General features: G+C 72.9%; 24 protein-coding genes and 2 pseudogenes. 14 read left to right on the forward strand and 12 right to left on the reverse strand.

Going from position 1 to position 23,886, the window contains the following annotated elements; genetic code table 11:
• Positions 1–109: 109 nt before the first annotated feature.
• Positions 110–1,450, forward strand: a complete 1,341-nt coding sequence (locus tag ACLGIH_RS28045) for an NsdA family TPR-like regulatory protein (protein WP_416528066.1) — start codon at positions 110–112, stop codon at positions 1,448–1,450.
• Positions 1,451–1,577: 127 nt separating this feature from the next.
• The gene (locus ACLGIH_RS28050) at positions 1,578–2,129 is read left to right on the forward strand and encodes an NUDIX hydrolase (protein ID WP_416528067.1); all 552 of its coding nucleotides are present in this window, start codon (positions 1,578–1,580) and stop codon (positions 2,127–2,129) included.
• On the opposite strand, the gene ACLGIH_RS28055 is transcribed toward ACLGIH_RS28050, so the two are convergent.
• Together ACLGIH_RS28055 and ACLGIH_RS28060 are read right to left on the reverse strand one after the other, a co-directional pair.
• Positions 2,126–2,383: a hypothetical protein gene (locus ACLGIH_RS28055; RefSeq protein ID WP_416528068.1), complete on the reverse strand. Its 258-nt coding sequence runs from the start codon at positions 2,381–2,383 to the stop codon at positions 2,126–2,128. The genes ACLGIH_RS28050 and ACLGIH_RS28055 overlap by 4 nt on opposite strands.
• 184 nt (positions 2,384–2,567) lie before the next feature.
• Positions 2,568–3,440, reverse strand: coding sequence for a 3-hydroxybutyryl-CoA dehydrogenase (locus ACLGIH_RS28060; protein ID WP_416528069.1), 873 nt, complete (start codon positions 3,438–3,440; stop codon positions 2,568–2,570).
• 173 nt (positions 3,441–3,613) lie between these two features.
• Here ACLGIH_RS28060 and ACLGIH_RS28065 point away from each other — a divergent pair, with 173 nt between their 5' ends.
• A complete protein-coding gene (locus ACLGIH_RS28065) occupies positions 3,614–4,921 on the forward strand; it encodes a glycoside hydrolase family 10-like protein (RefSeq protein WP_416528070.1) in 1,308 nt (435 codons plus the stop codon).
• Between the two features lie 21 nt (positions 4,922–4,942).
• Here the strand turns inward: ACLGIH_RS28065 and ACLGIH_RS28070 are convergent, their stop codons facing one another.
• Both ACLGIH_RS28070 and ACLGIH_RS28075 read right to left on the reverse strand, forming a co-directional pair.
• Positions 4,943–5,140 (reverse strand): DUF1918 domain-containing protein, encoded by a 198-nt coding sequence (locus tag ACLGIH_RS28070; protein ID WP_416528071.1) that lies wholly within the window; start codon positions 5,138–5,140, stop codon positions 4,943–4,945.
• 94 nt (positions 5,141–5,234) lie between these two features.
• Entirely contained in the window at positions 5,235–6,185 is a 951-nt protein-coding gene (locus tag ACLGIH_RS28075) for a DMT family transporter (RefSeq protein ID WP_416528072.1), read from the reverse strand.
• On the opposite strand from ACLGIH_RS28075, the gene ACLGIH_RS28080 reads away from it, so the two are divergent.
• The 3 genes from ACLGIH_RS28080 to ACLGIH_RS28090 all read left to right on the forward strand — a co-directional run bounded on the left by ACLGIH_RS28080 (position 6,184) and on the right by ACLGIH_RS28090 (position 8,876).
• Positions 6,184–7,650, forward strand: coding sequence for an aminotransferase-like domain-containing protein (locus ACLGIH_RS28080; protein ID WP_416528073.1), 1,467 nt, complete (start codon positions 6,184–6,186; stop codon positions 7,648–7,650). The genes ACLGIH_RS28075 and ACLGIH_RS28080 overlap by 2 nt on opposite strands.
• Before the next feature lie 65 nt (positions 7,651–7,715).
• Positions 7,716–8,192 (forward strand): GNAT family N-acetyltransferase, encoded by a 477-nt coding sequence (locus ACLGIH_RS28085; protein WP_416528074.1) that lies wholly within the window; start codon positions 7,716–7,718, stop codon positions 8,190–8,192.
• 90 nt (positions 8,193–8,282) lie between these two features.
• A complete protein-coding gene (locus tag ACLGIH_RS28090) occupies positions 8,283–8,876 on the forward strand; it encodes a histidine phosphatase family protein (RefSeq protein WP_416528075.1) in 594 nt (197 codons plus the stop codon).
• Here the strand turns inward: ACLGIH_RS28090 and ACLGIH_RS28095 are convergent.
• On the reverse strand, positions 8,858–9,304 hold the full coding sequence (locus ACLGIH_RS28095; protein ID WP_416528076.1) for a DUF6314 family protein: 447 nt from the start codon (positions 9,302–9,304) through the stop codon (positions 8,858–8,860). The genes ACLGIH_RS28090 and ACLGIH_RS28095 overlap by 19 nt on opposite strands.
• A 184-nt stretch (positions 9,305–9,488) precedes the next feature.
• Between ACLGIH_RS28095 and ACLGIH_RS28100 the strand changes: the two genes are divergently transcribed.
• Entirely contained in the window at positions 9,489–11,963 is a 2,475-nt protein-coding gene (locus ACLGIH_RS28100; protein WP_416528077.1) for an alpha-L-arabinofuranosidase C-terminal domain-containing protein, read from the forward strand.
• Positions 11,964–12,104: 141 nt separating this feature from the next.
• On the opposite strand, the gene ACLGIH_RS28105 is transcribed toward ACLGIH_RS28100, so the two are convergent.
• Complete coding sequence (locus ACLGIH_RS28105) at positions 12,105–12,587, reverse strand: hypothetical protein (protein WP_416528078.1); 483 nt, start codon at positions 12,585–12,587, stop codon at positions 12,105–12,107.
• An 87-nt stretch (positions 12,588–12,674) separates the two neighbouring features.
• On the opposite strand from ACLGIH_RS28105, the pseudogene ACLGIH_RS28110 reads away from it, so the two are divergent.
• Positions 12,675–13,151: pseudogene (locus ACLGIH_RS28110) on the forward strand (wax ester/triacylglycerol synthase domain-containing protein); the annotation flags it as partial.
• A gap of 267 nt (positions 13,152–13,418) precedes the next feature.
• On the forward strand, positions 13,419–13,922 hold the full coding sequence (locus ACLGIH_RS28115) for a WS/DGAT domain-containing protein (RefSeq protein WP_416529500.1): 504 nt from the start codon (positions 13,419–13,421) through the stop codon (positions 13,920–13,922).
• A 36-nt stretch (positions 13,923–13,958) separates the two neighbouring features.
• On the opposite strand, the gene ACLGIH_RS28120 is transcribed toward ACLGIH_RS28115, so the two are convergent.
• The gene (locus tag ACLGIH_RS28120; RefSeq protein ID WP_416528079.1) at positions 13,959–14,696 is read right to left on the reverse strand and encodes a VOC family protein; all 738 of its coding nucleotides are present in this window, start codon (positions 14,694–14,696) and stop codon (positions 13,959–13,961) included.
• A gap of 112 nt (positions 14,697–14,808) precedes the next feature.
• Between ACLGIH_RS28120 and argC the strand changes: the two genes are divergently transcribed.
• Genes argC through ACLGIH_RS28145 form a run of 5 tightly spaced genes read left to right on the forward strand, consistent with a single transcriptional unit; the run spans position 14,809 to position 19,648 of the window.
• Positions 14,809–15,837, forward strand: a complete 1,029-nt coding sequence (gene argC, locus ACLGIH_RS28125) for an N-acetyl-gamma-glutamyl-phosphate reductase (RefSeq protein WP_416528080.1) — start codon at positions 14,809–14,811, stop codon at positions 15,835–15,837.
• Positions 15,834–16,985, forward strand: a complete 1,152-nt coding sequence (gene argJ, locus ACLGIH_RS28130; protein ID WP_416528081.1) for a bifunctional glutamate N-acetyltransferase/amino-acid acetyltransferase ArgJ — start codon at positions 15,834–15,836, stop codon at positions 16,983–16,985. Before argC ends, argJ begins: the two co-directional genes overlap by 4 nt.
• On the forward strand, positions 16,982–17,890 hold the full coding sequence (gene argB, locus ACLGIH_RS28135; protein WP_416528082.1) for an acetylglutamate kinase: 909 nt from the start codon (positions 16,982–16,984) through the stop codon (positions 17,888–17,890). Before argJ ends, argB begins: the two co-directional genes overlap by 4 nt.
• Positions 17,887–19,095, forward strand: coding sequence for an acetylornithine transaminase (locus ACLGIH_RS28140; RefSeq protein WP_416528083.1), 1,209 nt, complete (start codon positions 17,887–17,889; stop codon positions 19,093–19,095). The genes argB and ACLGIH_RS28140 overlap by 4 nt, the downstream gene beginning before the upstream one ends.
• A gap of 7 nt (positions 19,096–19,102) precedes the next feature.
• On the forward strand, positions 19,103–19,648 hold the full coding sequence (locus ACLGIH_RS28145; protein ID WP_416528084.1) for an arginine repressor: 546 nt from the start codon (positions 19,103–19,105) through the stop codon (positions 19,646–19,648).
• Between the two features lie 187 nt (positions 19,649–19,835).
• Here the strand turns inward: ACLGIH_RS28145 and ACLGIH_RS28150 are convergent, their stop codons facing one another.
• The 5 genes and pseudogenes from ACLGIH_RS28150 to ACLGIH_RS28170 form a co-directional block, all read right to left on the reverse strand.
• Positions 19,836–20,636: an FAD:protein FMN transferase gene (locus tag ACLGIH_RS28150; protein ID WP_416528085.1), complete on the reverse strand. Its 801-nt coding sequence runs from the start codon at positions 20,634–20,636 to the stop codon at positions 19,836–19,838.
• A gap of 1 nt (position 20,637) precedes the next feature.
• A pseudogene (locus ACLGIH_RS28155) lies at positions 20,638–21,075 on the reverse strand (FMN-binding protein); the annotation flags it as partial.
• Between the two features lie 24 nt (positions 21,076–21,099).
• Entirely contained in the window at positions 21,100–22,482 is a 1,383-nt protein-coding gene (locus ACLGIH_RS28160; RefSeq protein WP_416528086.1) for a ferredoxin reductase family protein, read from the reverse strand.
• Positions 22,483–22,557: 75 nt separating this feature from the next.
• A complete protein-coding gene (locus ACLGIH_RS28165; RefSeq protein ID WP_416528087.1) occupies positions 22,558–23,265 on the reverse strand; it encodes a L,D-transpeptidase family protein in 708 nt (235 codons plus the stop codon).
• 3 nt (positions 23,266–23,268) lie between these two features.
• On the reverse strand, positions 23,269–23,856 hold the full coding sequence (locus ACLGIH_RS28170) for a pyridoxamine 5'-phosphate oxidase family protein (RefSeq protein WP_416528088.1): 588 nt from the start codon (positions 23,854–23,856) through the stop codon (positions 23,269–23,271).
• Between the last annotated feature and the right edge of the window lie 30 nt (positions 23,857–23,886).

Raw genomic sequence — 23,886 nt, forward strand, 5'->3', positions numbered from 1 at the left:
GAACTCTCCGCAACAGCGCGCACACCCTGCGGATCCGGGCACTCCGTTCACACCCCGTGTGAAGAGGCACCCACTACGCTCTACGCCACCGAGCCTTCGGGGAGCACCCATGCAGCCCAACACTCTGCTCGACGCGATCCTGGACGAGGCCGGGATCTCGCACGCGGGCCTGGCCGCCCACGTCAACCAGGCGGGACGGGCGCGCGGGCTCGCGCTCAGATACGAACACACCGCCGTGGCACGGTGGTTGAAGGGTCAGCGGCCCCGCGGCCAGGTGCCCGACCTGATCTGCGAGGTGCTCGCCGCCCGGCTGCAGCGACCGGTCACCCTCGACGACATCGGCCTCGGCGTGCCCGGCGAGCCCGCCGCACCGCACACCGGCTCGCTGTCCGGGTTCGTCGAGCGCGCCACCGCGCTGTGGCGCTCCGACCAGCAGCAGCGCCCGCACATCCTGGGCGCCCCCGCCCTCACCGGCACGCCCGCCGTCATGCCGGTGTGGGAGTGGGAGAACCCTCCCGAGGACGTGGACGTCTCCCGCGGCGGCCGGCACCGGGTCACCCCCGCCGACCTGGAGATGCTGCGCGCCGCCCGGGCCCATTACGAGCAGATGTACCGCAAGGCCGGCGGCATCGCGACCCGCACCCGCATCGTCGGCTTCCTGAACGCGGAGGCCGCGCCGCTGCTGCGCGGCGGCTACACCGACGCCACCGGCCGTCAACTGCACCGGGCGACCGGCGGGTTGGTCGCCGTCGCCGGCATCTGCGCGTACGACTCCGACGCGCACGGACTGGCCCAGCGCTACTTCCACCAGGCGCTGCGCCTGGCCAAGGCCAGCGGGGACCGGGGGCTCGGCGCCTACGTCATCGCGCTGCTGGTCAACCAGGCGCTGTTCATGCGGGAGTACCGCCAGGCGGTCGCCTTCGCCGAGGCCGCGCTGCGCGCCGCCGGACGGCACATCACCCCCGCGCTCGCCTCCGACCTGTACGCGATGCAGGCGAAGGCGTACGCCCACCTCGGTGACGGCACCAGCGCCCTGTCCTGCATCCGGCGGGCCGAGCAGGCCGCCGACCGCATCCGGCGCGGATACGAGCCCGACGAGACCGGCTATGTGCAGCCGGGGCTGGTCAACGTGCAGGTGGCGGAGGCGCTGCTCAGCCTCGGCGAGCTGGCCGCGGCGGCGGAGCACGCGGCGGCGGCCGTCGACAACCCGGCGCACGACCGCGGGCGGGTGCACCGGCTGGCCATGCTCAGCACGATCGAGCTGCGCCAGGGCAACGCCGACAAGGCGGTGGCCACCGCGGTGCAGATGGCCGAGCAGGCCCGGGGGATGGAGTCCCAGCGGCTGCGCGACAGACTCCGCGCGGTGCGAGAACACCTGGTGCGCAGCGGCTGCGCGGGCACGGCGGAGGCGGCCGAACTCATCGACGGGGCACTGCGCGTGCCGCTTTAGACACCCCGTGCCGTCCCTGTACGCGGGCCCTGCGCCCGGCCCTGCGCCCGGAGGGGCCCCTGTGCGCCTGCTGTCAGCCCGCTCCGGCTGCGATATTGCCATCTACTCGTCGGAAGGTGGCAGCACCGTGCAGTGGACGAAACAGAACGAACAAACTGTGTACTCAAACCGCTGGTTCAGCGTCAACCTGGCGGATGTCGAGCTGCCGGACGGCCGGCATCTCGACCACTTCCTCATACGGCTGCGGCCCGTCGCCGTGGCCACGGTGGTCAACGAGGCCAACGAGGTCCTCCTGCTGTGGCGGCACCGCTTCATCACCGACAGCTGGGGGTGGGAACTCGCGGCCGGTGTCGTCGAGGAAGGCGAGGACATCGCGGTCGCCGCGGCCCGGGAGCTGGAGGAGGAGACCGGCTGGCGGCCGGGACCCCTGCGCCACCTGATGAGCGTGGAGCCGTCCAACGGGCTCACCGACGCCCGGCACCACATCTACTGGGCCGACGAGGGCGAGTACGTCGGACACCCCGTGGACGACTTCGAGTCGGACCGCAGGGAATGGGTCCCGCTCAAGGTCGTCCCCGACCTGGTCGCCCGGGGGGAGGTCCCGGCCGCCAACATGGCGGCCGCGTTACTCCTGCTGCACCACCTCAGGCTCGGGCAGGACACCCTGCCCGGTCTCTAGTGCCCGAGGGCCTGCCAGACCGCCACGACCAGCGCGCCCACGGCCGTGACGACCGCCACCGAGGGCAGCGGCCAGCGGGCGTGCTCCAGGGTGGTCAGCCGTGTGTTCAGCTCCTCCAGCTCCTTGGCGGTCTCCTCGGTGCGATGGGAGAGCAGGGCCAGTCCGCCCTCGACGCGGGCGTAGGCCACATCCAGCCGGCGCCGTAACTCTGCGAGTTCTCCCTGGTGGACGGAATGCTCGGGCTCGGCGGTCACGAAACCGCTCCTTTCCGTAGTCGTCTCACGTCCCTTGCATGCGCATGATGAGTCAACTCGCCTGGTGGGCGCATGGGGAGAGTGTGTGAACGGCATATGCGGGCCCGCCGCGCACACGGTGTGTGAATGGCGCGGGCCCGGCACCTGGGAAGGTGCCGGGCCCGTGGGGCGTCGCGGAGCGTAATCAGCCGTAGGTGTAGAAACCCGAGCCGCTCTTGCGGCCGAGCCGGACGGCGTCGACCATCCGCTGGAGCAGCGGGGGAGCGGCGTACAGCGGCTCCTTGTACTCCTCGTACATCGAGTAGGCGACCGAGGCGACCGTGTCCAGGCCGATCAGGTCGGCCAGCTTCAGCGGCCCCATCGGGTGGGCGCAGCCCATCTCCATGCCGTTGTCGATGTCCTCGCGGCTGGCGATGCCCGACTCGAACATCCGGATCGCGGACAGCAGGTAGGGGATCAGCAGCGCGTTGACCACGAACCCGGAGCGGTCCTGGGCGCGGATGGCGTGCTTGCCGAGCACCTTCTCGGTGAACAGCTGGGCCCGGCTGAGCGTGCCCTCGGAGGTGGTGAGCGCCGGGATCAGCTCGACGAGCTGCTGCACCGGGGCCGGGTTGAAGAAGTGGATGCCGAGCACCTGGTCCGGCCGCGAGGTGGCGACCGCCAGCTTCACCAGCGGGATCGAGGAGGTGTTGGAGGCCAGGATCGCGTCCGGACGGGTCACGATCTGGTCGAGCACCTGGAAGATCTCGGTCTTGACCTGCTCGTTCTCGACGACGGCCTCGACGACCAGGTCGCGGTCGGCGAACTCGCCGAGGTCGGTGGTGAAGCCGAGGCGGGCCTGCGTGGCGTCCCGCTCCTCCTCGGTGAGCTTGCCGCGCTCGGCGGCCTTGGCGAGGGAGTTGAACAGCCGGGTCCGGCCGATCTCCAGGGCCTCGCCGGTGGTCTCGGCGACCATCACCTCAAGACCGGCGCGAGCGCAGACCTCGGCGATGCCCGCCCCCATCTGACCGCAACCGACCACTCCGACGCGTGCGATATCTCCCGAGATGCCGGTCACATCGTCCCTTTCGCTGTCCTACGGCTCTGGCAGGCCCACCGGGGTCGCCGGCGTCTGCTCCGATCGTGCACGTTACCCCCGCCGTGCCGGTGATCGGGCCCGAGGGTCGGGCATGCTGAGGCGCGGAGACGATCCGTGACCGAGCGGATCCGCAGCGTTGGGAGATCATCCACATGGGCCGAGTCTCACGTCGGGCGTTCGCGGTGGCCGCGCTGTCCGCCCTCACCATGGCGCCCAGAGCGTCGGCAGCACCCGGGCACGGCAGCGGGGCGGGACCGGAGATCCAGGGCGGGGAGGTACGGGGCGAGGAGGTGCGGGGCGCGGCGGCGCCGGAGCGGCGGGGCGGGGCCGCGGCGACCGAGATGCGCGGCATGTGGCTGGCGACCGTGGCCAACCGGGACTGGCCGTCCCGGCCGGGGCTGACCGCGGACGTGCAGCGCCGGGACCTGATCGCCCACCTGGACCTGGCGGTGCGGTACCGCCTCAACACGGTGATCTTCCAGGTGCGGCCCACGGCCGACGCGCTCTGGCCGTCGCCGCACGAGCCCTGGTCGGAGTGCCTGACCGGCGTCCAGGGCCGCGACCCCGGCTGGGACCCGCTGGGCACCGCGGTGCGCGAGGCCCACGCCCGCGGCCTGGAGCTGCACGCCTGGTTCAACCCGTACCGCGTCGCCGTGCACGCCGACCCGTCCCGGCTCGCGGCCTCGCACCCGGCCCGCCGCAACCCGGACTGGGTCGTGCCGTACGGCGGGAAGCTTTACTACAACCCCGGGCTGCCCGAGGTCCGCGCCTTCGTGCAGCAGGCGATGCTCGACGCGGTGCGCCGCTACCCGGTCGACGGCGTCCACTTCGACGACTACTTCTACCCGTACCCGGTGGCCGGCCAGACCTTCGACGACGGCGTCGCCTACCGCACCCACGGCGCGGGCGCCGGCAGCCGGGCGGCCTGGCGGCGGAACAACATCGACCTGCTGGTGCGCGAGACGGCGGCCGGCGTCAAGGAGATCCGGCCCGCCGCGCAGTTCGGCATCAGCCCGTTCGGGGTGTGGCGCAACGCCGGCACCGACGCGCGGGGCTCGGCCACCCGGGCGGGCGTCCAGACCTACGACGACCTGCACGCGGACACCCGCAAGTGGGTCAAGGAGGGCTGGATCGACTACATCGTGCCGCAGCTGTACTGGCACATCGGCCAGGACGCCGCCGACTACGCCGAACTGCTGCCCTGGTGGGCGGAGGTGGCCCGGGGCAGCCGGACCAAGCTGTACATCGGCGAGGCGCTGTACAAGGCCGGGGACCCCGCGCAGGACGACGCCTGGAGCGAGAAGGACGAGCTCTCCCGGCACCTGGCGCTGGCCGGCCGCCACGCCGAGGTGCGCGGGCACGTCTTCTTCGCCGCGCGGGACGTCGGCACCGACCGCATCGGGGCGATGGCGCGGGTCGCCGCCGACCACTACGCGCAGCCGGCCGGCGCCCCGCGCTGATCCCTCGCGGCCCGGCGCGCTCTACTGCCGGGTCTCCTTGTGGTGCCGGATCTCGGAGTCGGGGCCGGGTGAGCACACGGCCTCGTGCCCGTCCTCGAAGCGGACGCGGTACGGGGGGTTGCCTTCCTGGCCCATCACTTCGACGATCTCGGCGACCTTGTCGTGTTGCCCGACGACCCTGCCGTGCTGGACGAGCTGGTCGCCCACGGTTGCACGCATCTGCGGGGCCTCCTCACCATGTGCGGGAGCAGCGGTCCGTGGCCTCGAGTCTACGGCGCAGGCGGCCGGGTCGGGACCTGCGTGCACGCGCCGCTCAGCCTCGCGCCCGCTGGGTCACCGCGATGCACACGAGCACCGCCGCGGCCGTCAGCGGGGCGGCCACCGTCAGGTGCTCGCCAAGCAGCAGCACCGACCACACCAGTGTGAGCAGCGGTTGGGCCAGCTGCAACTGGCTGGCCTTGGGGACGCCGATCGCCGCCATACCGCGGTACCAGACGACCAGCCCGAGGAACTGCGACCCCGCCGCCACCCACAGCACCCCGGCGACGCTGTGCGCGGTGAGCTGCACGGGCTCGAGCGCGAGCGCCACGGCGGCGGCCGGCACGGCCGCCGGCAGGCACAGCACCAGCGCCCAGCCGATCACCTGCCAGCCCGGCATCACCCGGGCCAGCCGGCCGCCCTCGGTGTACCCGGCCGCGCACACCAGCAGCGCCGCGAAGAGGTAGGCGTCGGCGGCGGTCAGGGCGCCGCCGCTCTGCTGCACGGTGAAGGCGACCACCGCCGCCGCCCCCGCCAGCGCCGCCAGCCAGAAGGTGCGCGAGGGCCGGGTGCCGACGCGCAGGGCGGACAGCAGCGCGGTGGTCAGCGGGAGCAGGCCGACCACGACCGCCGCGTGCGCCGTGGTCGAGGTCTGCAGCGCCAGCGTGGTCAGCATCGGGAAGCCGATCACCACCCCCGCGGCCACCACCGCCAGCCCCGCCCAGTGCCGGCGGTCGGGCAGCGGCACGCTCCCCCACGCTCGGCTTCGCTCGCGCGGGGGGAACCCCACCACCAGCAGACAGCCCCCCGCGATCACCGCCGCCAGGACACTGCGCACGGCCACCAGGGACCAGGGCCCGAAGCCCTCCAGGCCCCACGCCGTGGCGGGGAAGGTGAGGGAGAAGGCGGTGACGCCCAGGGCCGCCTGGAGGGTGCCGACGGAGCGGCCGTCGGGGCCGCTGACCGCTATCCCGGTCGGAGTAGTAGCGCTACTCTGTGCTCTCATGCAACAGCGTAGCAGTGCCGGTGACCTGATGACTGAGCTGCGGAAGGAGCTGCACCGCTACTCACCAGGAGAGAAGCTCCCGTCCAGTCGTGCCCTGGTCGAGCGGTACCGGGTGAGCCCGGTGACCGTCTCCCGCGCGCTGGCCCGGCTGGCCGCCGAGGGACTGGTGGTGACCCGGCCCGGCGCCGGTGCGTTCCGTGCCGAGCCCCGCCCCGCCGCCGCGTCCGCCGGGGACACCTCCTGGCAGGAGGTCACGCTCAGCGCGGACGGCGCCGCCGACCTCGTACCGCGCACGGTCGACGCCTCCGGCGTCCTGGCGTCGCTGGCCGCTCCGCCACCCGGGGTCGTGGAGTTCAACGGCGGCTATCTGCACCCGTCTCTCCAGCCGGAGCGGGCGATGGCGGCGGCCCTGGCCCGGGCGGGGCGCCGTCCCGGGGCGTGGGGGCGGCCGCCGATGGAGGGGCTGCCGGAGCTGCGGGAGTGGTTCGCCCGGGGCATCGGCGGGCCGGGCGGGGCGGTCTCGGCGGCCGAGGTGCTGATCACGGCGGGCGGCCAGTCCGCGCTGACCACCGCCCTGCGCGCGCTGGCCCCGCCGGGCGCCCCCGTCCTGGTCGAGTCGCCGACGTACCCCGGCATGCTGGCGATCGCCCGCGCGGCCGGGCTGCGCCCGGTACCGGTCCCCGTGGACGCCGAGGGAGTGCGCCCGGACCTGCTCGCCGACGCCTTCCGCGCGACCGGGGCCCGCGTCTTCGTCTGCCAGCCCCTGTGCCAGAACCCGACCGGCGCCGTGCTCGCCCCCGAACGGCGCGGTGAGGTGCTGCGCATCGCCCGCGAGGCCGGGGCCTTCGTGGTCGAGGACGACTTCGTGCGGCGGCTCGTGCACGAGGACGCCGGGCCGCTGCCGCCCCCGCTGGCCGCCGAGGACGCCGACGGCGTCGTCGTGCACGTCTGCTCGCTGACCAAGGCCACCTCGCCCAGCTTCCGGGTGAGCGCGCTGGCCGCGCGCGGGCCGGTGCTGGAGCGGCTGCGGGCCATCCAGATCGTCGACACCTTCTTCGTGCCCCGGCCGTTGCAGGAGGCGGCCCTGGAGCTGGTCGGTTCGCCCGCCTGGCCGCGGCACCTGCGCACGATCGCCGCGGAGCTGAAGGCCCGCCGCGACGCGATGACGGCGGCGCTGCGCCGCCAACTCCCCGAATTCGCCCTTCCGCACATCCCGTGCGGCGGTTACCACCTGTGGCTGCGGCTGCCCGACGGCACCGCCGAGCCCGCCCTGACCTCCGCCGCCCTGCGCGCGGGCGTCGCGATCACGCCCGGCCGCCCGTACTTCAGCGCGGAGCCTCCGGCCGGGTACACGCGGTTGAGCTTCGCGGCGGTCGCGGGGGTGGGGGAGATCTCGGAAGGTGTACGGCGGCTGCGGGCGGCCTGTGACGAGCTCTCCGCCGGGAGTGCCGCGACAGACCGCTGACCGACGGCCACGGCCCCGGGCCGAAATCGCTCGACGCGGGCGCCCCGCCCTGCGAACCTCGCCGCATGACCGATGTGCCACCCCTCGCCGAGGGCTACGAGATCTCCACCGACCCCGCCCGCGTCGACGCCGAGCGCGTGCACCGCTGGCTGTCCACCGACGCGTACTGGGCGATCGGGCGGCCTCGGCGGCAGCAGGACGCGGCGATCGCCGGCTCGCTCAACTTCGGGGCGTACGAGACCGCGTCGGGGGAGCAGGTGGCGTACGCCCGGGTCGTCACCGACCGGGCGACCTTCGCCTGGCTGTGCGACGTGTACGTCGACCCCTCGGTGCGGGGCAAGGGCATCGGGACGGCGCTCGTGGGAGCGGTGCGCGAGCACCTGCGGCCGTACGGCGTCAAGCGCGTCCTGCTCGCCACGCACGACGCGCACGGTGTCTACCAGAAGCTCGGGTTCGCACCGCTCGAGAAGCCGGACCAGTGGATGGCGCTGTACTTCCCGGGCCCGCCACCGGGCCCGCTTTCCACCGACTTGCCCGCCTGATCCTGACCCTGAAGTAAGGTTCCGTCCACCCTCGGTGACTCCCCTGCAACGCCTCTTGACCTGCGCACTTTCGCGACACACCATCGCCGCATGTCGCTTCGGGTCACGTTCGTCGCCGCCGCGCGCAGCTCGCCGCTGCTCGCGGAGCGCTTCGAGGACGACCGGCCGCTGGACCAGGCCGGCTGGGACGAGGTGCAGCGCGTCGCCCGGGACCTGGTACCGCTGGCGGCGGCCGAGCTGCGCTACTGCTCGCCGACGCCCCGCAGCCGTACCACCGGGGACGGCCTCGGCTACGCGCCGCTGGTGCAGCTGGCCCTGCGGGACTGCGACATGGGCCGCTGGCGCGGGCTGACGCTCGGCGAGGCGATGGCCCGCGAGCCGGAGGCGGTGGACGCCTGGCTCACCGACCCGCGCGGCACACCGCACGGCGGTGAGTCGCTGGTGGCGTTCATCACCCGGGTCGGCGGCTGGCTGGACACCCGGCCCGTGGAGGACGGCTGCCGGATCGTCGCCGTGGCCGAGCCCTCGGTGATCCGCGCGGCCCTGGTGTACGTCCTGAAGGCGCCGCCCTCGACGTACTGGAACCTCGACGTACGCCCCTTGTCGACGACCACCGTGACCGGCGGAGCGGGCCGCTGGAACCTCCGCTTCGACGGGGCGCCGGTTCAGTCCTCGCGGGCGTAGTCGGTGGTCAGCAGCAGGTCCTTGGCCGGGCCGCCCACCCGCCACACCGTCCGCCAGTGGCCGGCGTCCCGGACGGTGAACTCGCCCCGGTAGAGGTCGGCGGCGCACGGATGGTCCGCCACGTGCCGTCCGGTGGTCAGGTCGAGGTCGTGGAAGGGGCGGCCGTCCGCGAAGCGCACGTCGGCCGTGCCGGGCGGACTCCCGGGCCGGAAGTGCAGCGTCCGTTCGGCGGGCCTGGCCACGCCCCGCCAGACGAACGTGCCGCGCTCCCGGTGCAGCAGCCCGGCGCCCTCGTCCGGCGGGGCGAAGAGCGTCGTCCCCTCGAAGCGGCCCTCGTCACCGGTGGTGAGGTCCCGTACCGACCGTCGTACCCGCCAGGTCCCGGCCAGGTACGCCAGCACGTCCGGCACCGGCCAGAACTCGCCCATCGGACTCCGCCCTCCGCATCTCCGGTCATCACCCGTCAGCATCCGTCGCCGCGCGACCCATTGACGCCCTTCGGCACTCTCCCTATCTTGCCGTTCGAAGTGCTGACCATCGTACGAAATATCGAACAGTTCCTCTGAGCGATCTCGCCACAGCTCCACTCCCTCCCAGAGCCGCGGAGTATTCATGTCACGCACCCGCTGGAGACTAGGTCTCGGCGCAACCGCCCTGCTCACGGCATCGGCCCTGCTGCCGATGCCGGCCCACGCCGAAGCCGTCACCGACTACACGATCACCGTCGACCCGGACGCCGAGGGCCCCGCGATCGACGACACGATGTACGGCGTCTTCTTCGAGGACATCAACCGGGCGGCCGACGGCGGCCTGTACGCCGAGCTGGTGCAGAACCGGTCGTTCGAGTACTCGACGGCCGACAACGGCTCGTACACGCCCCTGACCTCCTGGACGGTCGACGGCACCGCCGAGGTCGTCGACGACGCCGGACGGCTCAACGAGCGCAACCGCAACTACCTCTCCCTGGGTGCGGACTCGTCCGTCACCAACGCCGGGTACAACACCGGCATCCGGGTCGAGAGGGGCCAGAAGTACGACTTCTCCGTGTGGGCCCGCGTCGAGGCGCCCACCATACTCACCGTCACCCTGAAGGACACCGCGGGCACCCTGGCCCGCGCCCGCCAGGTGGCCGCGCGGGGCGGCTGGCGCAAGTACAGCGCCACCTTCACCGCGACCCGCACCAGCAACCGCGGCCGGCTGGCCGTCGCCACCACCTCCGCCGCCGCCCTCGACATGGTCTCGCTCTTCCCCCGCGACACCTACAAGGGGCAGCCCAACGGCCTGCGCAAGGACCTCGCCGAGAAGATCGAGGCCCTGAACCCGGGCTTCCTGCGCTTCCCCGGCGGCTGCCTGGTCAACACCGGTTCCATGGAGGACTACAGCGAGGCCTCCGGCTGGCAGCGCAAGCGCTCCTACCAGTGGAAGGACACGATCGGACCGGTCGAGGAGCGCGCCACCAACGCCAACTTCTGGGGCTACAACCAGAGCTACGGCCTCGGCTACTACGAGTACTTCCGCTTCGCCGAGGACATCGGCGCCATGCCGCTGCCCGTCGTGCCCGCGCTGGTCACCGGCTGCGGCCAGAACAGGGCCACCGACGACGAGGAACTGCTGAAGCGGCACATCCAGGACACCCTCGACCTGATCGAGTTCGCCAACGGCCCGGCGACCTCCGAGTGGGGCAAGGTGCGGGCCGAGATGGGCCACCGCAAGCCCTTCGGCCTCACCCACATCGGCGTCGGCAACGAGGAGAACCTCCCGCGGGAGTTCTTCGCCCGCTTCCAGGAGTTCCGGGCCGCCATCGAGGCGGAGTACCCGGACATCACCGTCATCTCCAACTCCGGCCCGGACGACTCCGGCACCGTCTTCGACACCGCCTGGCAGCTCAACCGCGAGGGCGGCGTCGACATGGTCGACGAGCACTACTACAACAGCCCGCAGTGGTTCCTGCAGCACAACGACCGCTACGACTCCTACGACCGCGAGGGCCCCGAGGTCTTCCTCGGCGAGTACGCCTCCCAGGGCAACGCCTGGAGGAACGGCCTGGCGGAGGCCGCCTTCATGACCGGCCTGGAGCGCAACGCGGACATCGTGAAACTCACCTCCTACGCGCCGCTGCTCGCCAACGAGGACTACGTCCAGTGGTCGCCGGACATGATCTGGTTCAACAACCACGCCTCCTGGGGCTCGGCCAACTACGAGGTCCAGAAGCTGTTCATGACCAACGTCGGCGACCGCGTCGTCCCCTCCGCGCAGACCACCACCCCGGACGTCAGCGGCCCCATCACCGGCGCCGTCGGCCTGTCGACGTGGGCGACCAGCGCGGCGTACGACGACGTGACGGTCACCGCGGCGGACGGCACGGAGCTGCTCAGCGACGACTTCTCGGGTGACGCCTCGCGGTGGACGCACACCGGCGGCGGCAGCTGGACCGTCCGGGACGGCGCCTACGTCCAGACCGACGAGACGGCCGAGAACACCATGGTCACGGCGGGCGACCCCGCCTGGAAGGACTACGACCTGCAGCTGAAGGCCACCAAGAAGTCCGGCAACGAGGGTTTCCTGATCGCCTTCGGCGTCAAGGACACCGGCAACTACTACTGGTGGAACCTGGGCGGCTGGAACAACACCCAGTCCGCCGTCGAACAGTCGGTGGACGGCGGCAAGTCGACTCTGATCTCCAAGGCCGGGTCGATCGAGACGGGCCGGACCTACGACATCGACATCAAGGTCCGGGGCCGGCAGGTCACCCTCTACCTCGACGGCCAGGAGTGGGGCAGCTTCACCGACGACAAGCCGGCCGAGCCGTTCCGCCAGGTCGTCACCGAGGACGAGCGGACCGGTGAGCTGATCGTCAAGGTCGTCAACGCCCAGGACGCCGCCGCCCGCACGGCGATCGACCTCGGCGGCGCCGAGGTCGCCCGCAAGGCCCGCGTGACCACGCTGGCCGCCGACCCCGACGCGGTCAACACCGAGACGGACACCCCGGTGACGCCGGTGACGTCGACCTTCTCGGGAGTGGCGGACGAGTTCACCTACACCTTCCCGGCGAACTCCATCACCTTCCTGCGGATCAAGCAGAGGTAGCCGGCAAATCCCCGGCCCGCCGGCCGGGGGCGCAGGGGCGGGGCCGGACACCGGACATGGCCGACCGGTCCCGCCCGCACCCTGCGTCCCACCGGCATCCCGGCCGGGGCGCTGTCGAGGGCTGCCGGTCGTCGCCGGTGCTCACCGGTGGCAGAACACGCAGCCCGCCCGGTACGGCAGCGCGCTCAGCACGCGGTGCGGCACGCAGCAGGCGACGACCGGGGCGTCCGGCAGGGCGTCGGGCCGCGGCTCGGCGCGGTCCGGGTCGAAGGCCGCGACCATCTCCCCGAACCGCCGCAGGTACCCCTCGGCGTACGGCGGCTCGTATCCCAGCTCGTCCCAGCGGTGCCGCCGCGCCGCCAGCCCGACGACGTCCAGCAGGAAGGTCTTCGCCGCGGCGCGTTCCGCGCCCGTGCCGCCCCAGTCCAGCTCCGCCAGGTCGAAGCCGACCGCGCCGCGCCCCATGACGTTCTGGTCCTGCATCGCGAGCAGGGCCGCGAACCGGTGGTCCCAGGGCCGCTCGGCCCGCGCCGCCACCGCGAGCGTCAGGACGTCGACGAACACCTCGGTGCCGCCGTTGGACAGATCCAGGCGGTCGGCCCCGGCGCGGAACGTGTTGCCCACCGGGCCAGGCTACCGATCGCCGTCCGGCACACCCGGTCGTAGGGTCGGTATGCGGAGGGATCGCATCGGCTCGGTGCCGACGACGCGCGGCTGCTGCGGACGGAGTCGCCCGCGATCGCCGGTCACACGCTGAAGATGGCCGTCCTCGGCCCGGGTGCGGCCCCGCTGGACGTGGACCGGCTGCGCGCGGGCGTCGACACGAGGCTCGCGGCGGGATCGCGCGGCCGTGAGCGCGTGGACCTGCCCGGCCTGCGCTGGGTCCCCGACGACGCGTTCGACGTCGCCGCCCACGTCAACCGCCGGGCCGGCACCGCGGGGATCGACGAGCGCGGTGCCTGGGCGGTGGCGGGTGGGCTGATGGCCGAGCGCCTCGACCACGGCCGCCCGCTGTGGGCGATCGACGTCGTCGGCCCGCTCGCCGACGGCCGCGAGGTGGTCGTCTCCCGCATCCACCACGCGATGGCCGACGGGATCAGCTGCCTGCGCTTCCTCGACGAGGTGCTGTGGGAGCCGTCGGGCCCGGTGCCGACCCGGCCGCCCCGCCCGCCCGGCGCCGCCGCGTGCGCAGCGCGCGGTCACGAGCTGCGGCGGCTCCCGGCGACGCTGCTCCGTGAGCTGGGGCACCGGGCGCGGGGCTCGGCGCTCGACCGCAGGATCGGCTCCGCCCGCGAACTCGCCTTCGCCGCGGCTGAGCTCGCCGAACTGAAGGCGATCGGTGCCGCGCGGCCCGGCCGGGTCACGGTCAACGACGTCCTGCGCGCCGTCGTCTGCGGTGGCCTGCGTGCCTGGCCGCCGGCCGCCGGCCGGCGCCTCGGCGGTCTCCGGGCCCAGGTGCCGGTCAGCCTCCACCACCGCGACGAGGACCCCGCCCGGCTCGGCAACCGTGACTCGTTCCTCAACGTCGATCTGCCGCTCGCCGAGCCCGAACCGCTGGCCCGCCTCGATCGCATCAGCGCCGAGACCGTCCTCGGCAAGACCGCCGGCGACGCCCAGGAGCTCTACGACCTCTTCCACGCGCTCGCCCGCTGCCCGCCGCTGGAGCGCGGCGTCCAGCGGCTCGCCGCCGGCCCCCACGGCTTCAGCCTCGCGATCTCCAACGTGCCCGGCCCGCGCTCGGCGCTCGCCGTGACCGGCCGGCCGGTCGAGTCACTGCATTCCGTCGCCGAACCGGCGCAGCACCACGCCCTGCGGGTCTCGGCGATCTCCTACGCGGGAACGGTCTGCGTGGGTTTCTGCACCGATCCCGAGGCGCTGCCGGGCATCTCCGGACTGGCCGACGCGATCGGCGGCTCGGTCGCCGAGCTGCGACGGGCGGCGCTCGGCCGAGGGTGCTGAGCGCCCCGGCCGGCGCCCCGTGTGCTCGCTCCGGCGTCAGCGGGGAGTGAGCACGTCGAACTCGTTGCCCTCCGGGTCGGCGAGGCACGTCCACGGCACGTCGCCCTGGCCGAGGTCGATGTCGGTGGCGCCGAGGGCACGCAGCCGGGCCACCTCCGCCGCCTGATCGTCACCGCGGTACGGCCGGAGGTCGAGATGGACCCGGTTCTTCACGGTCTTGGCGTCGGGTGTGCGCTGGAGCCTGAGATACGGGCCGGCACCCTGGGCGGAGCGCAGCACCGCGTGATCGTCGGTGACCTCGTGCAGGGTCCAGTCCATCGCCTCGTCCCAGAACCGGGCCATGGCCCGCGGATCGGCGCAGTCGGCCACGACCGCGGCGATCGGCCCGGTGCCGCGGTAGATCTCCCGGGGTTCCGCCACGCAGAACTCGTTGCCTTCCGGGTCGGCCAGGACCGTCCACGGGACGTCGCCCTGGCCCACGTCGGCGGGTGTCGCGCCGAGATTCCTCAGGCGCGCGACGAGTTCCGCGTGATGGGCCGCGGAGGTGGTGGCGAGGTCGACGTGCACGCGGTTCTTCACCGTCTTGGGTTCCGGGACGGTGATGATGTCGATGCAGACGGCGGCCGGGTCGGGATAGTCGAAGCCCTCGGGTTCGAGGTTGGTCACACCGGGTTCCTCGACGGCGGTGGTCCAGCCGAGCGCCTCCGCCCAGAACCGGCCGAGCGCGCGGTCGTCCCGGGCGTTCATCGCAATCTGCACCAGCCGCATTGTCATGCCCGCGATCCTATTCGGTCACCACGGGGAACACCGAGCGCCCACTCCGACCAGCCATTGCATAAAACTGCGGCGAAACGTATAGTCATGCCATCAAGGAGGAGGGTTTTCCATGGCGGTACGTGCGGCGGTGGCCGGAGCGAGCGGATACGCGGGCGGAGAGCTGCTGCGTCTGCTCCTCGCGCACCCCGAGGTCGAGATCGGTGCCCTGACCGGCAACTCCAACGCCGGGCAGCGGCTGGGCGCGCTCCAGCCGCATCTGCTGCCGCTGGCCGGCCGCGTCCTCGACGCGACGACGCCCGAGGCCCTCGCCGGTCACGAGGTGGTCTTCCTCGCGCTGCCGCACGGCCAGTCCGCCGCCGTCGCCGAGCAGCTCGGGCCGGACGTCCTCGTCGTCGACATGGGCGCCGACTTCCGGCTCGAGGACGCCGGAGCCTGGGAGGCCTTCTACGGCTCCCCGCACGCCGGCACCTGGCCCTACGGCCTTCCCGAACTGCCGGGCGCCCGCGCCGCGCTGGAGGGGGCCAGGCGCATCGCGGTGCCCGGCTGCTACCCGACCGCCGTCTCGCTGGCGCTGTTCCCGGCGTACGCGGCCGGTCTCGCCGAGCCCGACGCGGTGATCGTCGCCGCCTCCGGCACCTCCGGCGCGGGCAAGGCGCCCAAGCCGCACCTGCTGGGAAGCGAGGTCATGGGCTCGATGTCGCCGTACGGCGTCGGCGGCGTCCACCGGCACACCCCCGAGATGATCCAGAACCTCAGCGCGGCCGCCGGGGAGGCGGTGCGGGTCTCCTTCACCCCGACCCTCGCCCCGATGCCCCGCGGCATCCTCGCCACCTGCACCGCCCCGGCGAAGGACGGCGTCACCGGCGAGACCCTGCGCGCCGCCTACCAGAAGGCCTTCGCCGACGAGCCCTTCGTCCACCTCCTCCCGGAGGGCCAGTGGCCCGCCACGGCGTCCGTCCACGGATCGAACGCCGTCCACGTGCAGGTCGCGTACGACGCCGCCGCGAACCGCGTCGTCGTGATCAGCGCCATCGACAACCTGACCAAGGGCACCGCGGGCGGTGCCGTCCAGAGCATGAACATCGCCCTCGGTCTCGACGAGACCACCGGACTGACGACGATCGGAGTTGCGCCGTGAGTGTGACGGCAGCGAAGGGGTTCACGGCGGCGGGCATCGCCGCCGGGATCAAGGAGAACGGCAACCCGGACCTGGCCCTCGTGGTCAACAACGGGCCCCGCCGCGCCGCCGCCGGTGTCTTCACCTCCAACCGCGTCAAGGCCGCGCCCGTGCTCTGGTCCGAGCAGGTGCTGAAGAGCGGGCAGCTGTCCGCCGTGGTCCTCAACTCCGGCGGCGCCAACGCCTGCACCGGCCCCAAGGGCTTCCAGGACACCCACGCCACCGCCGAGAAGGCCGCCGAGGTGCTCGGCGTCGGCGCCGGCGAGGTCGCCGTCTGCTCGACCGGGCTCATCGGCGTACTGCTCCCGATGGACAAGCTGCTCCCCGGCGTCGGGACCGCCGCCGGTCAGCTGTCCGAGCACGGCGGCGAGAAGGCCGCCATCGCCATCAAGACCACCGACACCGTGCACAAGACGTCCGTCGTCACGAAGGACGGTTGGACCGTCGGCGGCATGGCCAAGGGCGCCGGCATGCTCGCCCCCGGCCTCGCCACCATGCTCGTCGTCCTCACCACCGACGCCGACCTGGAAGCCGAGGCGCTCGACCGCGCGCTGCGCGCGGCCACCCGGGTCACCTTCGACCGCGTCGACTCCGACGGCTGCATGTCCACCAACGACACCGTGCTGCTGCTGGCCTCCGGAGCCTCCGGCATCACCCCGGAGTACGCCGACTTCGCCGAAGCGGTACGGGCCGTCTGCGACGACCTCGGGCAGCAGCTCATCCGGGACGCCGAGGGCGCCAGCAAGGACATCAGGGTCGAGGTCGTGAACGCCGCGACCGAGGAGGACGCCGTCCAGGTGGGCCGCACCATCGCCCGCAACAACCTGCTCAAGTGCGCCATCCACGGCGAGGACCCCAACTGGGGCCGGGTGCTCTCCGCCATCGGCACCACCTCCGCCGCCTTCGAGCCCGACCGGCTCAACGTCGCCATCAACGGCGTCTGGGTCTGCAAGAACGGCGGCGTCGGCGAGGACCGCGAACTGGTCGACATGCGCTACCGCGAGGTGCACATCGTCGCCGACCTCGCCGCCGACTCGGAGTCCGCCACCATCTGGACCAACGACCTCACCGCCGACTACGTCCACGAGAACAGCGCCTACAGCTCATGAGTACGACGAGGAAGCACACCGCGCTCCCCAAGGCCCAGATCCTCATCGAGGCGCTGCCCTGGCTGACCCGGCACCACGGCAGGACCGTCGTCATCAAGTTCGGCGGCAACGCCATGGTGAACGAGGAGCTGAAGGCCGCCTTCGCCCAGGACGTGGTCTTCCTGCGGCACGCCGGCCTCAAGCCCGTCGTCGTGCACGGCGGCGGCCCGCAGATCAGCGCCGCCCTCGACCGGCACGGCATCGTCAGCGAGTTCAAGGCGGGCCTGCGCGTCACCACCGAGGACGCCATGGACGTCGTACGCATGGTGCTGGCCGGGCAGGTGCAGCGCGAGCTGGTCGGGCTGCTCAACCAGCACGGCCCGCTCGCCGTCGGCCTCACCGGCGAGGACGCGCACACCATGACCGCCACCAAGCACCAGCCACGGGTCGACGGCGAGCTGGTCGACATCGGGCGGGTCGGCGAGATCACCGAGATCGACACCGGCGCGATCGAGGCGCTGCTCGCCGACGGCCGCATCCCGGTCGTCTCGTCGATCGCCCGCTCCCAGGACGACGGGCACGTCTACAACGTCAATGCCGATACGGCGGCCGCGGCACTCGCCGCCGCGCTGGGCGCCGAGACCCTCATGGTCCTCACCGACGTCGAGGGCCTCTACGAGGACTGGCCGAACAGCGACGAGGTGATCAGCCGCCTCACCGCCTCCCAGCTGGAAAAGCTGCTGCCCGACCTGGCCAGCGGCATGGTGCCGAAGATGGAGGGCTGCCTGCACGCCGTGCGCAACGGCGTCACCACCGCCCGGGTCATCGACGGCCGGGTCCAGCACTCGATCCTGCTGGAGATCTTCACCGACGAGGGCATCGGCACCATGGTCGTGCCCGACGAGCGACAGGGGGAGCTCGCATGACGGGCAATCAGGAACTGACCGCGCGGTGGCAGGGCGCGCTCATGAACAACTACGGCACCCCGCGGCTGCCCCTCGTGCGCGGCGCGGGGGAGCGGCTGTGGGACGCCGACGGCAAGGAGTACCTGGACTTCGTCGGCGGCATCGCGGTCAACGCCCTCGGCCACGCCCATCCCGCCGTCGTGGAGGCGGTCGGCCGGCAGATCGCGTCGCTGGGCCACGTCTCCAACCTGTTCGTCGCCGAGCCGCCCGTCGCCCTGGCCGAACGGCTGCTCCAGCTCTTCGGCCGCGACGGCAAGGTGTACTTCTGCAACTCCGGGGCCGAGGCCAACGAGGGCGCCGTCAAGATCGGCCGGCTGACCGGCCGCACGCACATGGTCGCCACCGAGGGCGGCTTCCACGGCCGCACGATGGGCGCCCTCGCCCTCACCGGGCAGCCCGCCAAGCAGCAGCCCTTCCTGCCGCTGCCCGGTGAGGTCACCCACGTGCCCTACGGCGACGCCCAGGCGCTGGCCGCCGCGGTCACCGAGGACACGGCACTGGTGATCATCGAGCCGATCCAGGGCGAGAACGGGGTCGTGGTGCCGCCACCGGGTTATCTGAAGGCGGCCCGCGCGATCACCGCGGCGACGGGCTCCCTGCTGGTGCTGGACGAGGTGCAGACCGGCGTCGGCCGCACCGGGCACTGGTTCGAGTACCAGGCGCACGAGGGCGTCCTGCCGGACGTGGTCACGCTCGCGAAGGGCCTCGGCGGCGGGCTGCCGCTCGGCGCCACGGTCGCCTTCGGGCGGGCCGCCGAACTGCTCCGGCCCGGTCAGCACGGCACGACCTTCGGCGGCAACCCGGTCGCGTGCGCCGCCGGACTCGCCGTTGTGGACACCATCGCCGGCGAGGGCCTCCTGGACAACGTCAAGCGGCAGAGCGAGAGACTGCGTGGTGCGATCGAGGCGCTCGGGCACCCGTTGATCGGCCACGTCCGGGGCGCGGGACTGCTCCTGGGTATCGTGCTCACCGAGCCGCTCGCGCCGCAGGTGCAGCAGGCGGCTCAGGACGCCGGAATCCTCGTGAACGCGCCCGCACCCGATGTCGTACGGCTGATGCCGCCGCTGACCCTCGGCGACGACGTGGTGGAGGCCTTCCTCGGGGCGCTGCCCGGCATCCTTGACCACGCCGACCAGGCAGACGGGGACGGACGAGCCGGAGAATGAGACGACGATGAGTCAGGCGCAGGACGACGGGCAGAACGGGGCCGCCGGGCCCGCCGTGCCGCAGACCCGCACCGCACGCCACCGCCGGATCGTGGACATCCTCAACCGGCAACCGGTGCGGTCGCAGAGCCAGCTGGCGAAGCTGCTCGCCGACGACGGGCTGACGGTCACGCAGGCGACGCTCTCCCGGGACCTGGACGAGCTGAACGCGGTGAAGATCCGCAACACCGACGGCGACCTGATCTACGCGGTGCCGAGCGAGGGCGGCTTCCGTACGCCGCGCGCTCCGCTGGGGGAGTCGGCGAAGGAGGAGCGGATGCGGAGGCTCTCCGCGGAACTGCTGATCTCCGCGGAGGCGTCGGCGAACCTCGTGGTCCTGCGGACCCCTCCGGGGGCGGCGCAGTTCCTCGCCTCGGCGATCGACCAGGCGGAGCTGCACGACATTCTGGGGACGATCGCGGGTGACGACACGTTGCTGCTGATCAGCCGGGAGCCGACGGGGGGCCAGGCGCTGGCGGACCATCTGCTGCGGTTGGCCCAGAACGGCCACTGAAGGCCGCGGCCGGCCAGGGGGCGGCTGCTGACGGGGGCGGGGCTGTGGCCTGCCGGGTGCCGGTTGCGGGTGGTTGAGCGCGCAGTTCCCCGCGCCCCTTCGGGGGCGCCGTCGTGCTCGGTCGCACAGTGCCCCGCGCCCCGGTGCCCCCGGGCCGTGACCACCGTCCTGGCCGTGGGCCGGTGCGTCAGCCCAGCCGGGCCGCCAGCCCGTCGGTGCAGCGCACCTCGTCGCCCGCCGTCACCAGCAGGGCCTCCGCCCCGTCCAGTGACTCCAGCCACCGCAACCCCTCCCGCGACCCCATCGCGAACGCCGCCGTCGCCCAGCAGTCCGCCCAGGTCAGGGCCGGTGCCACCACCGTCACCGCCACCAGGTCCGTCACCGCGGAGCGCCCCGTGCGCGGGTCGACGATGTGCGTGCCCCGCTCCGCCGTACCGGACGTCGCCACCGCCAGCTCCTCCGCCCCCGCGGCGGAGACCACCGCCGCCAGCCCGCCCGGCCGCAGCGGGTCCGCCACCCCGACCCGCCACGGCCGGTGCTCCCCGGGCGTGCCGAGCAGCTGCACGTCCCCGCCCCCGTTGACGCTGACGCCGCTCGCGCCCGCCGCCGCAAGATGCCGCGCGGCGCGTTCCACGGCCCAGCCCTTGACGATCCCGGTCGGATCCAGGCGGCTCCCGTACGACGTGCTGAACCAGCCGTCGCTCAGCCGCTCCGCCTCGGCGCCCAGCTCCAGCACCTCGGCGACCTCGGGATCGCACGCGTCGAGCGTCACCGCTCCCCGGGACAGCCGGCTGACCTGGCTGTCGTCCCGGTAGGTGCTGAACACCTCGTCGACCCGGTGCAGCCCGGCGACCGCCTCGGCCAGCGCCGCGCGGACCGCTTCCGGTTCCCCGCCACGGACGTCGAAGGAGAAGACGGTCCCCATCGACTCCTCGACGTGACGCACCGCGGCGGGAGCCCCGGCCGGCTCGGCCACCGTGTCAGCCACCGGCCCTGTCCAGGGCCGACTGGAGGGACTGGCGGTATCCGGCGCTGGTGTAGGTCGCGCCCGAGACCGCGTCGATGTCGGCGTTCTGGGCGGTCAGGGCGGCCTGGTTGAGTTGGGGGACGGCGTTGGCGGTGATCTGGCCGGACTGTCCGCCCTCGGGTGCCCGGACCGCCTCCGCCCGGGTGATCCGCCCGCCGTCCACCGTCAGCCGGACCTGCACGGGCCCGTACTGGGTGCGGACCGCGTCGCCGGTCACCGTGCCGGTGCCGCCGCCCCGGCCGCCCTGCGGCGACTGGGCCGCCACCGGCGGGGCCGCGCCGCCCGCCGCCGCGGCGGAGCCCGGGTCCGAGGCCGGCTTCATGGACAGCAGCAGCACGATCCCGGACACGGTCGCGGCGCCCGCGAGCACGGCACGCCGGACGGGATGGCTCTTCCTCATCTTCCCTGGGCTCCTGGTTCTCGCTCACATCTCGAACGACTCGTGATGGATGCGGCGGGCGGGGACCCCGGCGCCGCGCAGTGCCTCGTAGACCGACTGTGCGAAGCCGGGCGGCCCGCACAGGAAGACGTCGTGGCGGTCGACGTCCGGGATCTTGCGGCTCAGGGTCTCCGCCGAGATGTCCGGTCGCTCCCCGTCCGGACTGTTGACCGCGTACATCAGCCGCGCCCCGCGCTCGTCGGCGATCGCGGCCAGTTCGTCCCACAGTGCCAGGTCCTGGGTGCTGTTGGCCCGGTAGAGCAGGGTGATGTCGCCGGCGGCGCCGGGCAGCGTCTCGAACAGGGCGCGCATCGGGGTGATGCCGACCCCGCCCGCGACCAGCAGCACCTTGCCGCGGCTGCGCCGCTGCGCGGTCAGCGCGCCGTACGGGCCCTCCGCCCACACGCGGGTGCCGGGCCGCAGCTCGCGCAGCCGGCTGCTGTGGTCGCCGATCGCCTTGACCGTGATCCGCAGCATGTCCGGGCGCGGCGCCGCCGACAGCGAGTACGGGTGGGAGCTGAACCGCATCCCCGGCGCCAGGAACCGCCAGCGGAAGAACTGCCCGGCCTCCGCGCCCATCCGGTGCAGCCGGCGTCCGCCGATCAGCACCGACACGATCCCCGGCGTCTCCTCGATGACCGCCTCGACCCGCATCCGGTGCCGCAGGTTCAGCCGGAGCGGGGTGAGGATCCGGTACCAGACCACCAGTGCGGTGACCGAGCCGTACAGCGCGTACCAGACGGTCTTCGCGACGGGCTCGACGGCGAAGTCGTTGCCCGTGGTCAGCTGGTGCCAGAAGGTCAGGAACACCGCCACGTACGTCAGCAGGTGGACGTGGTACCAGCCGTCGTACGGGATCCGCCGCCGGACCGGTCCGACGGAGATCAGGCCGATGAACACCAGCAGGCCGGTGCCGATGGCGGCCTTGCCCATGTCCGGCAACTGGTTGACGGAGTCGACGGTCTGCGTGGCGATGGCGCCGAGGCCCCGGCCCGACTGGAGGGCGTAACCCCACATGATCAGGAAGACGTGCGCGACCAGCAGGCAGAGCGTGTAGCGGCCGGTCATGGCGTGCCAGCGGGCGACCCGGTCGGAGCCCACCCGCCGCTCCAGGGCGGGCACCCTGGCCATCTGGAGCACGACGAGGGCCATGAGGTAACCGGCGAGCAGCCCGGTGATCCGTCCCGCGTTCAGGATCCGGCCGGTGTCGTCGGAGATGGCGGGCGTGTTGCGCCACCACAGCCACAACACGCCCGCCGCGCCCGCCCATACGGCGAGCAGCAGGGGGACGGCCGGTGAGCGGCGCGGACGGATGCGCCGCATGGTCTGGCGTCGGGCGGCACGGCCGCCGGCGAGCGTGGTGGTCACGGTTCCTCCGTGGGACAAGACCCTTGGCCCACAGATACGTGCCGTGTCCGCCGAGTGTTCAGCCCACCTCGCCGCTCAGTAGCGGGTCAGCGCCGTCGGCCCGTCCGAGGTGCCGATCGCGATGTGCGGAGCGGCCGCGGGGTCGGCCCAGTCGAGGATGCGGCGCATGGCGCCGGTCGGCACCGACACGCAACCGGCGGTCGCCCCGCGCCCGTTGACGTGCAGGAAGATGCCGGCGCCGCGCCCGCGCACCGGTCGGTCGTAGTTGAAGCCGATGACCATCGCGTACGCGTACTGCGTGCCGTACGTGATGAGGTGCTCGGCCTCGGCGGCGGCGCAGTCGGCCGGGCGGGGCTCGGTCCACCGGTTGTAGGACCGGGAGTCGTTGTCCTGGCACCACCAGGAGTTCTCGCGCACCGGCCGGTAGGGGTACGCCGTCCCGGGCGGCGCCGGTTCGATGCCGAAGGCGTACGGCAGGTCGTACAGCCCGGTGGGGGTGGTGTCGGTGCCCTGGCGGCGCGTGGCCCCGTCCGCCAGGCCGTTCGCGCCGAAGCGGGCGGGTGCGGAACCGGCCTTCACCCAGTCGTCGCCCTCGCGGTCCCACCAGGTGACCGTGCCCGTCGTGGACCCGGTGTCCGGGGCGAGCGCGGTGATCAGCTGGGTGCCGCCGCCGGTGTCCGCCATCCGGGCCGGCAGCGGCTCGGGTGCCCACGCGCCGGCGGGCGCGGCACCGAGCACGAGGAGGGAGGCGGAGACGAGGACGGCGACGACACCGGGGCGCATGGCTCAGACCGTAGACGGCGGCAGCGGCAACGGCAGCCCGGGTAGTCCGTCCAGGCTGGTCGCGATGTGCTCCTTCTTGGTGAAGTAGGCGTTGAGCGAGGCGTCGTCCTCACGCGCGAAGCGCTTGGCGTGCAGGTCGCGGTCCTCCTCGTAGGCCATGAAGGGCACGGCGTACCCGCAGGTGTCGCGGATCAGTTCGGCGGTCACGACGATGACGGCGCGCAGTCCGTGCGGGGTGGTGTCGATGTCCGGGAAGCGGGCGAGCAGGCCGGCGAAGCGCGGGTCGTCGCGGAAGACCGGCTCCCCGCGGCCGTGTACGCGCACGATGTTCGGCGGGCCCTGGAAGGCGCACCACATCAGCGTGATCCGCCCGTTCTCCCGCAGGTGCGCGATGGTCTCGGCGTTGGAGCCGGCGAAGTCGAGGTAGGCCACGGTGTGCTCGTCGAGCACGACGAAGGATCCCTTGAGGCCCTTGGGGGAGAGGTTGATCGTCCCGTCGGCGCCGAGGGGAGCGGTGGCGGTGAAGAAGACGGGCTGTTCCTCGATGAAGGAGCGGAGCCGGCCGTCTATGCGTTCATGAGTCTTTCCCATGACTAACGATTATGAGTGCTGATCGTTTGC

The sequence above is a fragment of the Streptomyces hamibioticus genome (assembly GCF_047946815.1).
Classification (GTDB): Bacteria; Actinomycetota; Actinomycetes; order Streptomycetales; family Streptomycetaceae; genus Streptomyces.

Coding starts and splice junctions, on each gene's coding strand:
- ACLGIH_RS28045 (WP_416528066.1), top strand. CDS start 110: ATGCAGCCCAACACTCTGCTCGACGCGATCCTGGACGAGGCCGGGATC.
- ACLGIH_RS28065 (WP_416528070.1), top strand. CDS start 3,614: ATGGGCCGAGTCTCACGTCGGGCGTTCGCGGTGGCCGCGCTGTCCGCC.
- ACLGIH_RS28070 (WP_416528071.1), bottom strand. CDS start 5,140: ATGCGTGCAACCGTGGGCGACCAGCTCGTCCAGCACGGCAGGGTCGTC.
- ACLGIH_RS28080 (WP_416528073.1), top strand. CDS start 6,184: ATGCAACAGCGTAGCAGTGCCGGTGACCTGATGACTGAGCTGCGGAAG.
- ACLGIH_RS28075 (WP_416528072.1), bottom strand. CDS start 6,185: ATGAGAGCACAGAGTAGCGCTACTACTCCGACCGGGATAGCGGTCAGC.
- ACLGIH_RS28085 (WP_416528074.1), top strand. CDS start 7,716: ATGACCGATGTGCCACCCCTCGCCGAGGGCTACGAGATCTCCACCGAC.
- ACLGIH_RS28090 (WP_416528075.1), top strand. CDS start 8,283: ATGTCGCTTCGGGTCACGTTCGTCGCCGCCGCGCGCAGCTCGCCGCTG.
- ACLGIH_RS28095 (WP_416528076.1), bottom strand. CDS start 9,304: ATGGGCGAGTTCTGGCCGGTGCCGGACGTGCTGGCGTACCTGGCCGGG.
- ACLGIH_RS28100 (WP_416528077.1), top strand. CDS start 9,489: ATGTCACGCACCCGCTGGAGACTAGGTCTCGGCGCAACCGCCCTGCTC.
- ACLGIH_RS28120 (WP_416528079.1), bottom strand. CDS start 14,696: ATGACAATGCGGCTGGTGCAGATTGCGATGAACGCCCGGGACGACCGC.
- argC (WP_416528080.1), top strand. CDS start 14,809: ATGGCGGTACGTGCGGCGGTGGCCGGAGCGAGCGGATACGCGGGCGGA.
- argB (WP_416528082.1), top strand. CDS start 16,982: ATGAGTACGACGAGGAAGCACACCGCGCTCCCCAAGGCCCAGATCCTC.
- ACLGIH_RS28140 (WP_416528083.1), top strand. CDS start 17,887: ATGACGGGCAATCAGGAACTGACCGCGCGGTGGCAGGGCGCGCTCATG.
- ACLGIH_RS28145 (WP_416528084.1), top strand. CDS start 19,103: ATGAGTCAGGCGCAGGACGACGGGCAGAACGGGGCCGCCGGGCCCGCC.
- ACLGIH_RS28165 (WP_416528087.1), bottom strand. CDS start 23,265: ATGCGCCCCGGTGTCGTCGCCGTCCTCGTCTCCGCCTCCCTCCTCGTG.
- ACLGIH_RS28170 (WP_416528088.1), bottom strand. CDS start 23,856: ATGGGAAAGACTCATGAACGCATAGACGGCCGGCTCCGCTCCTTCATC.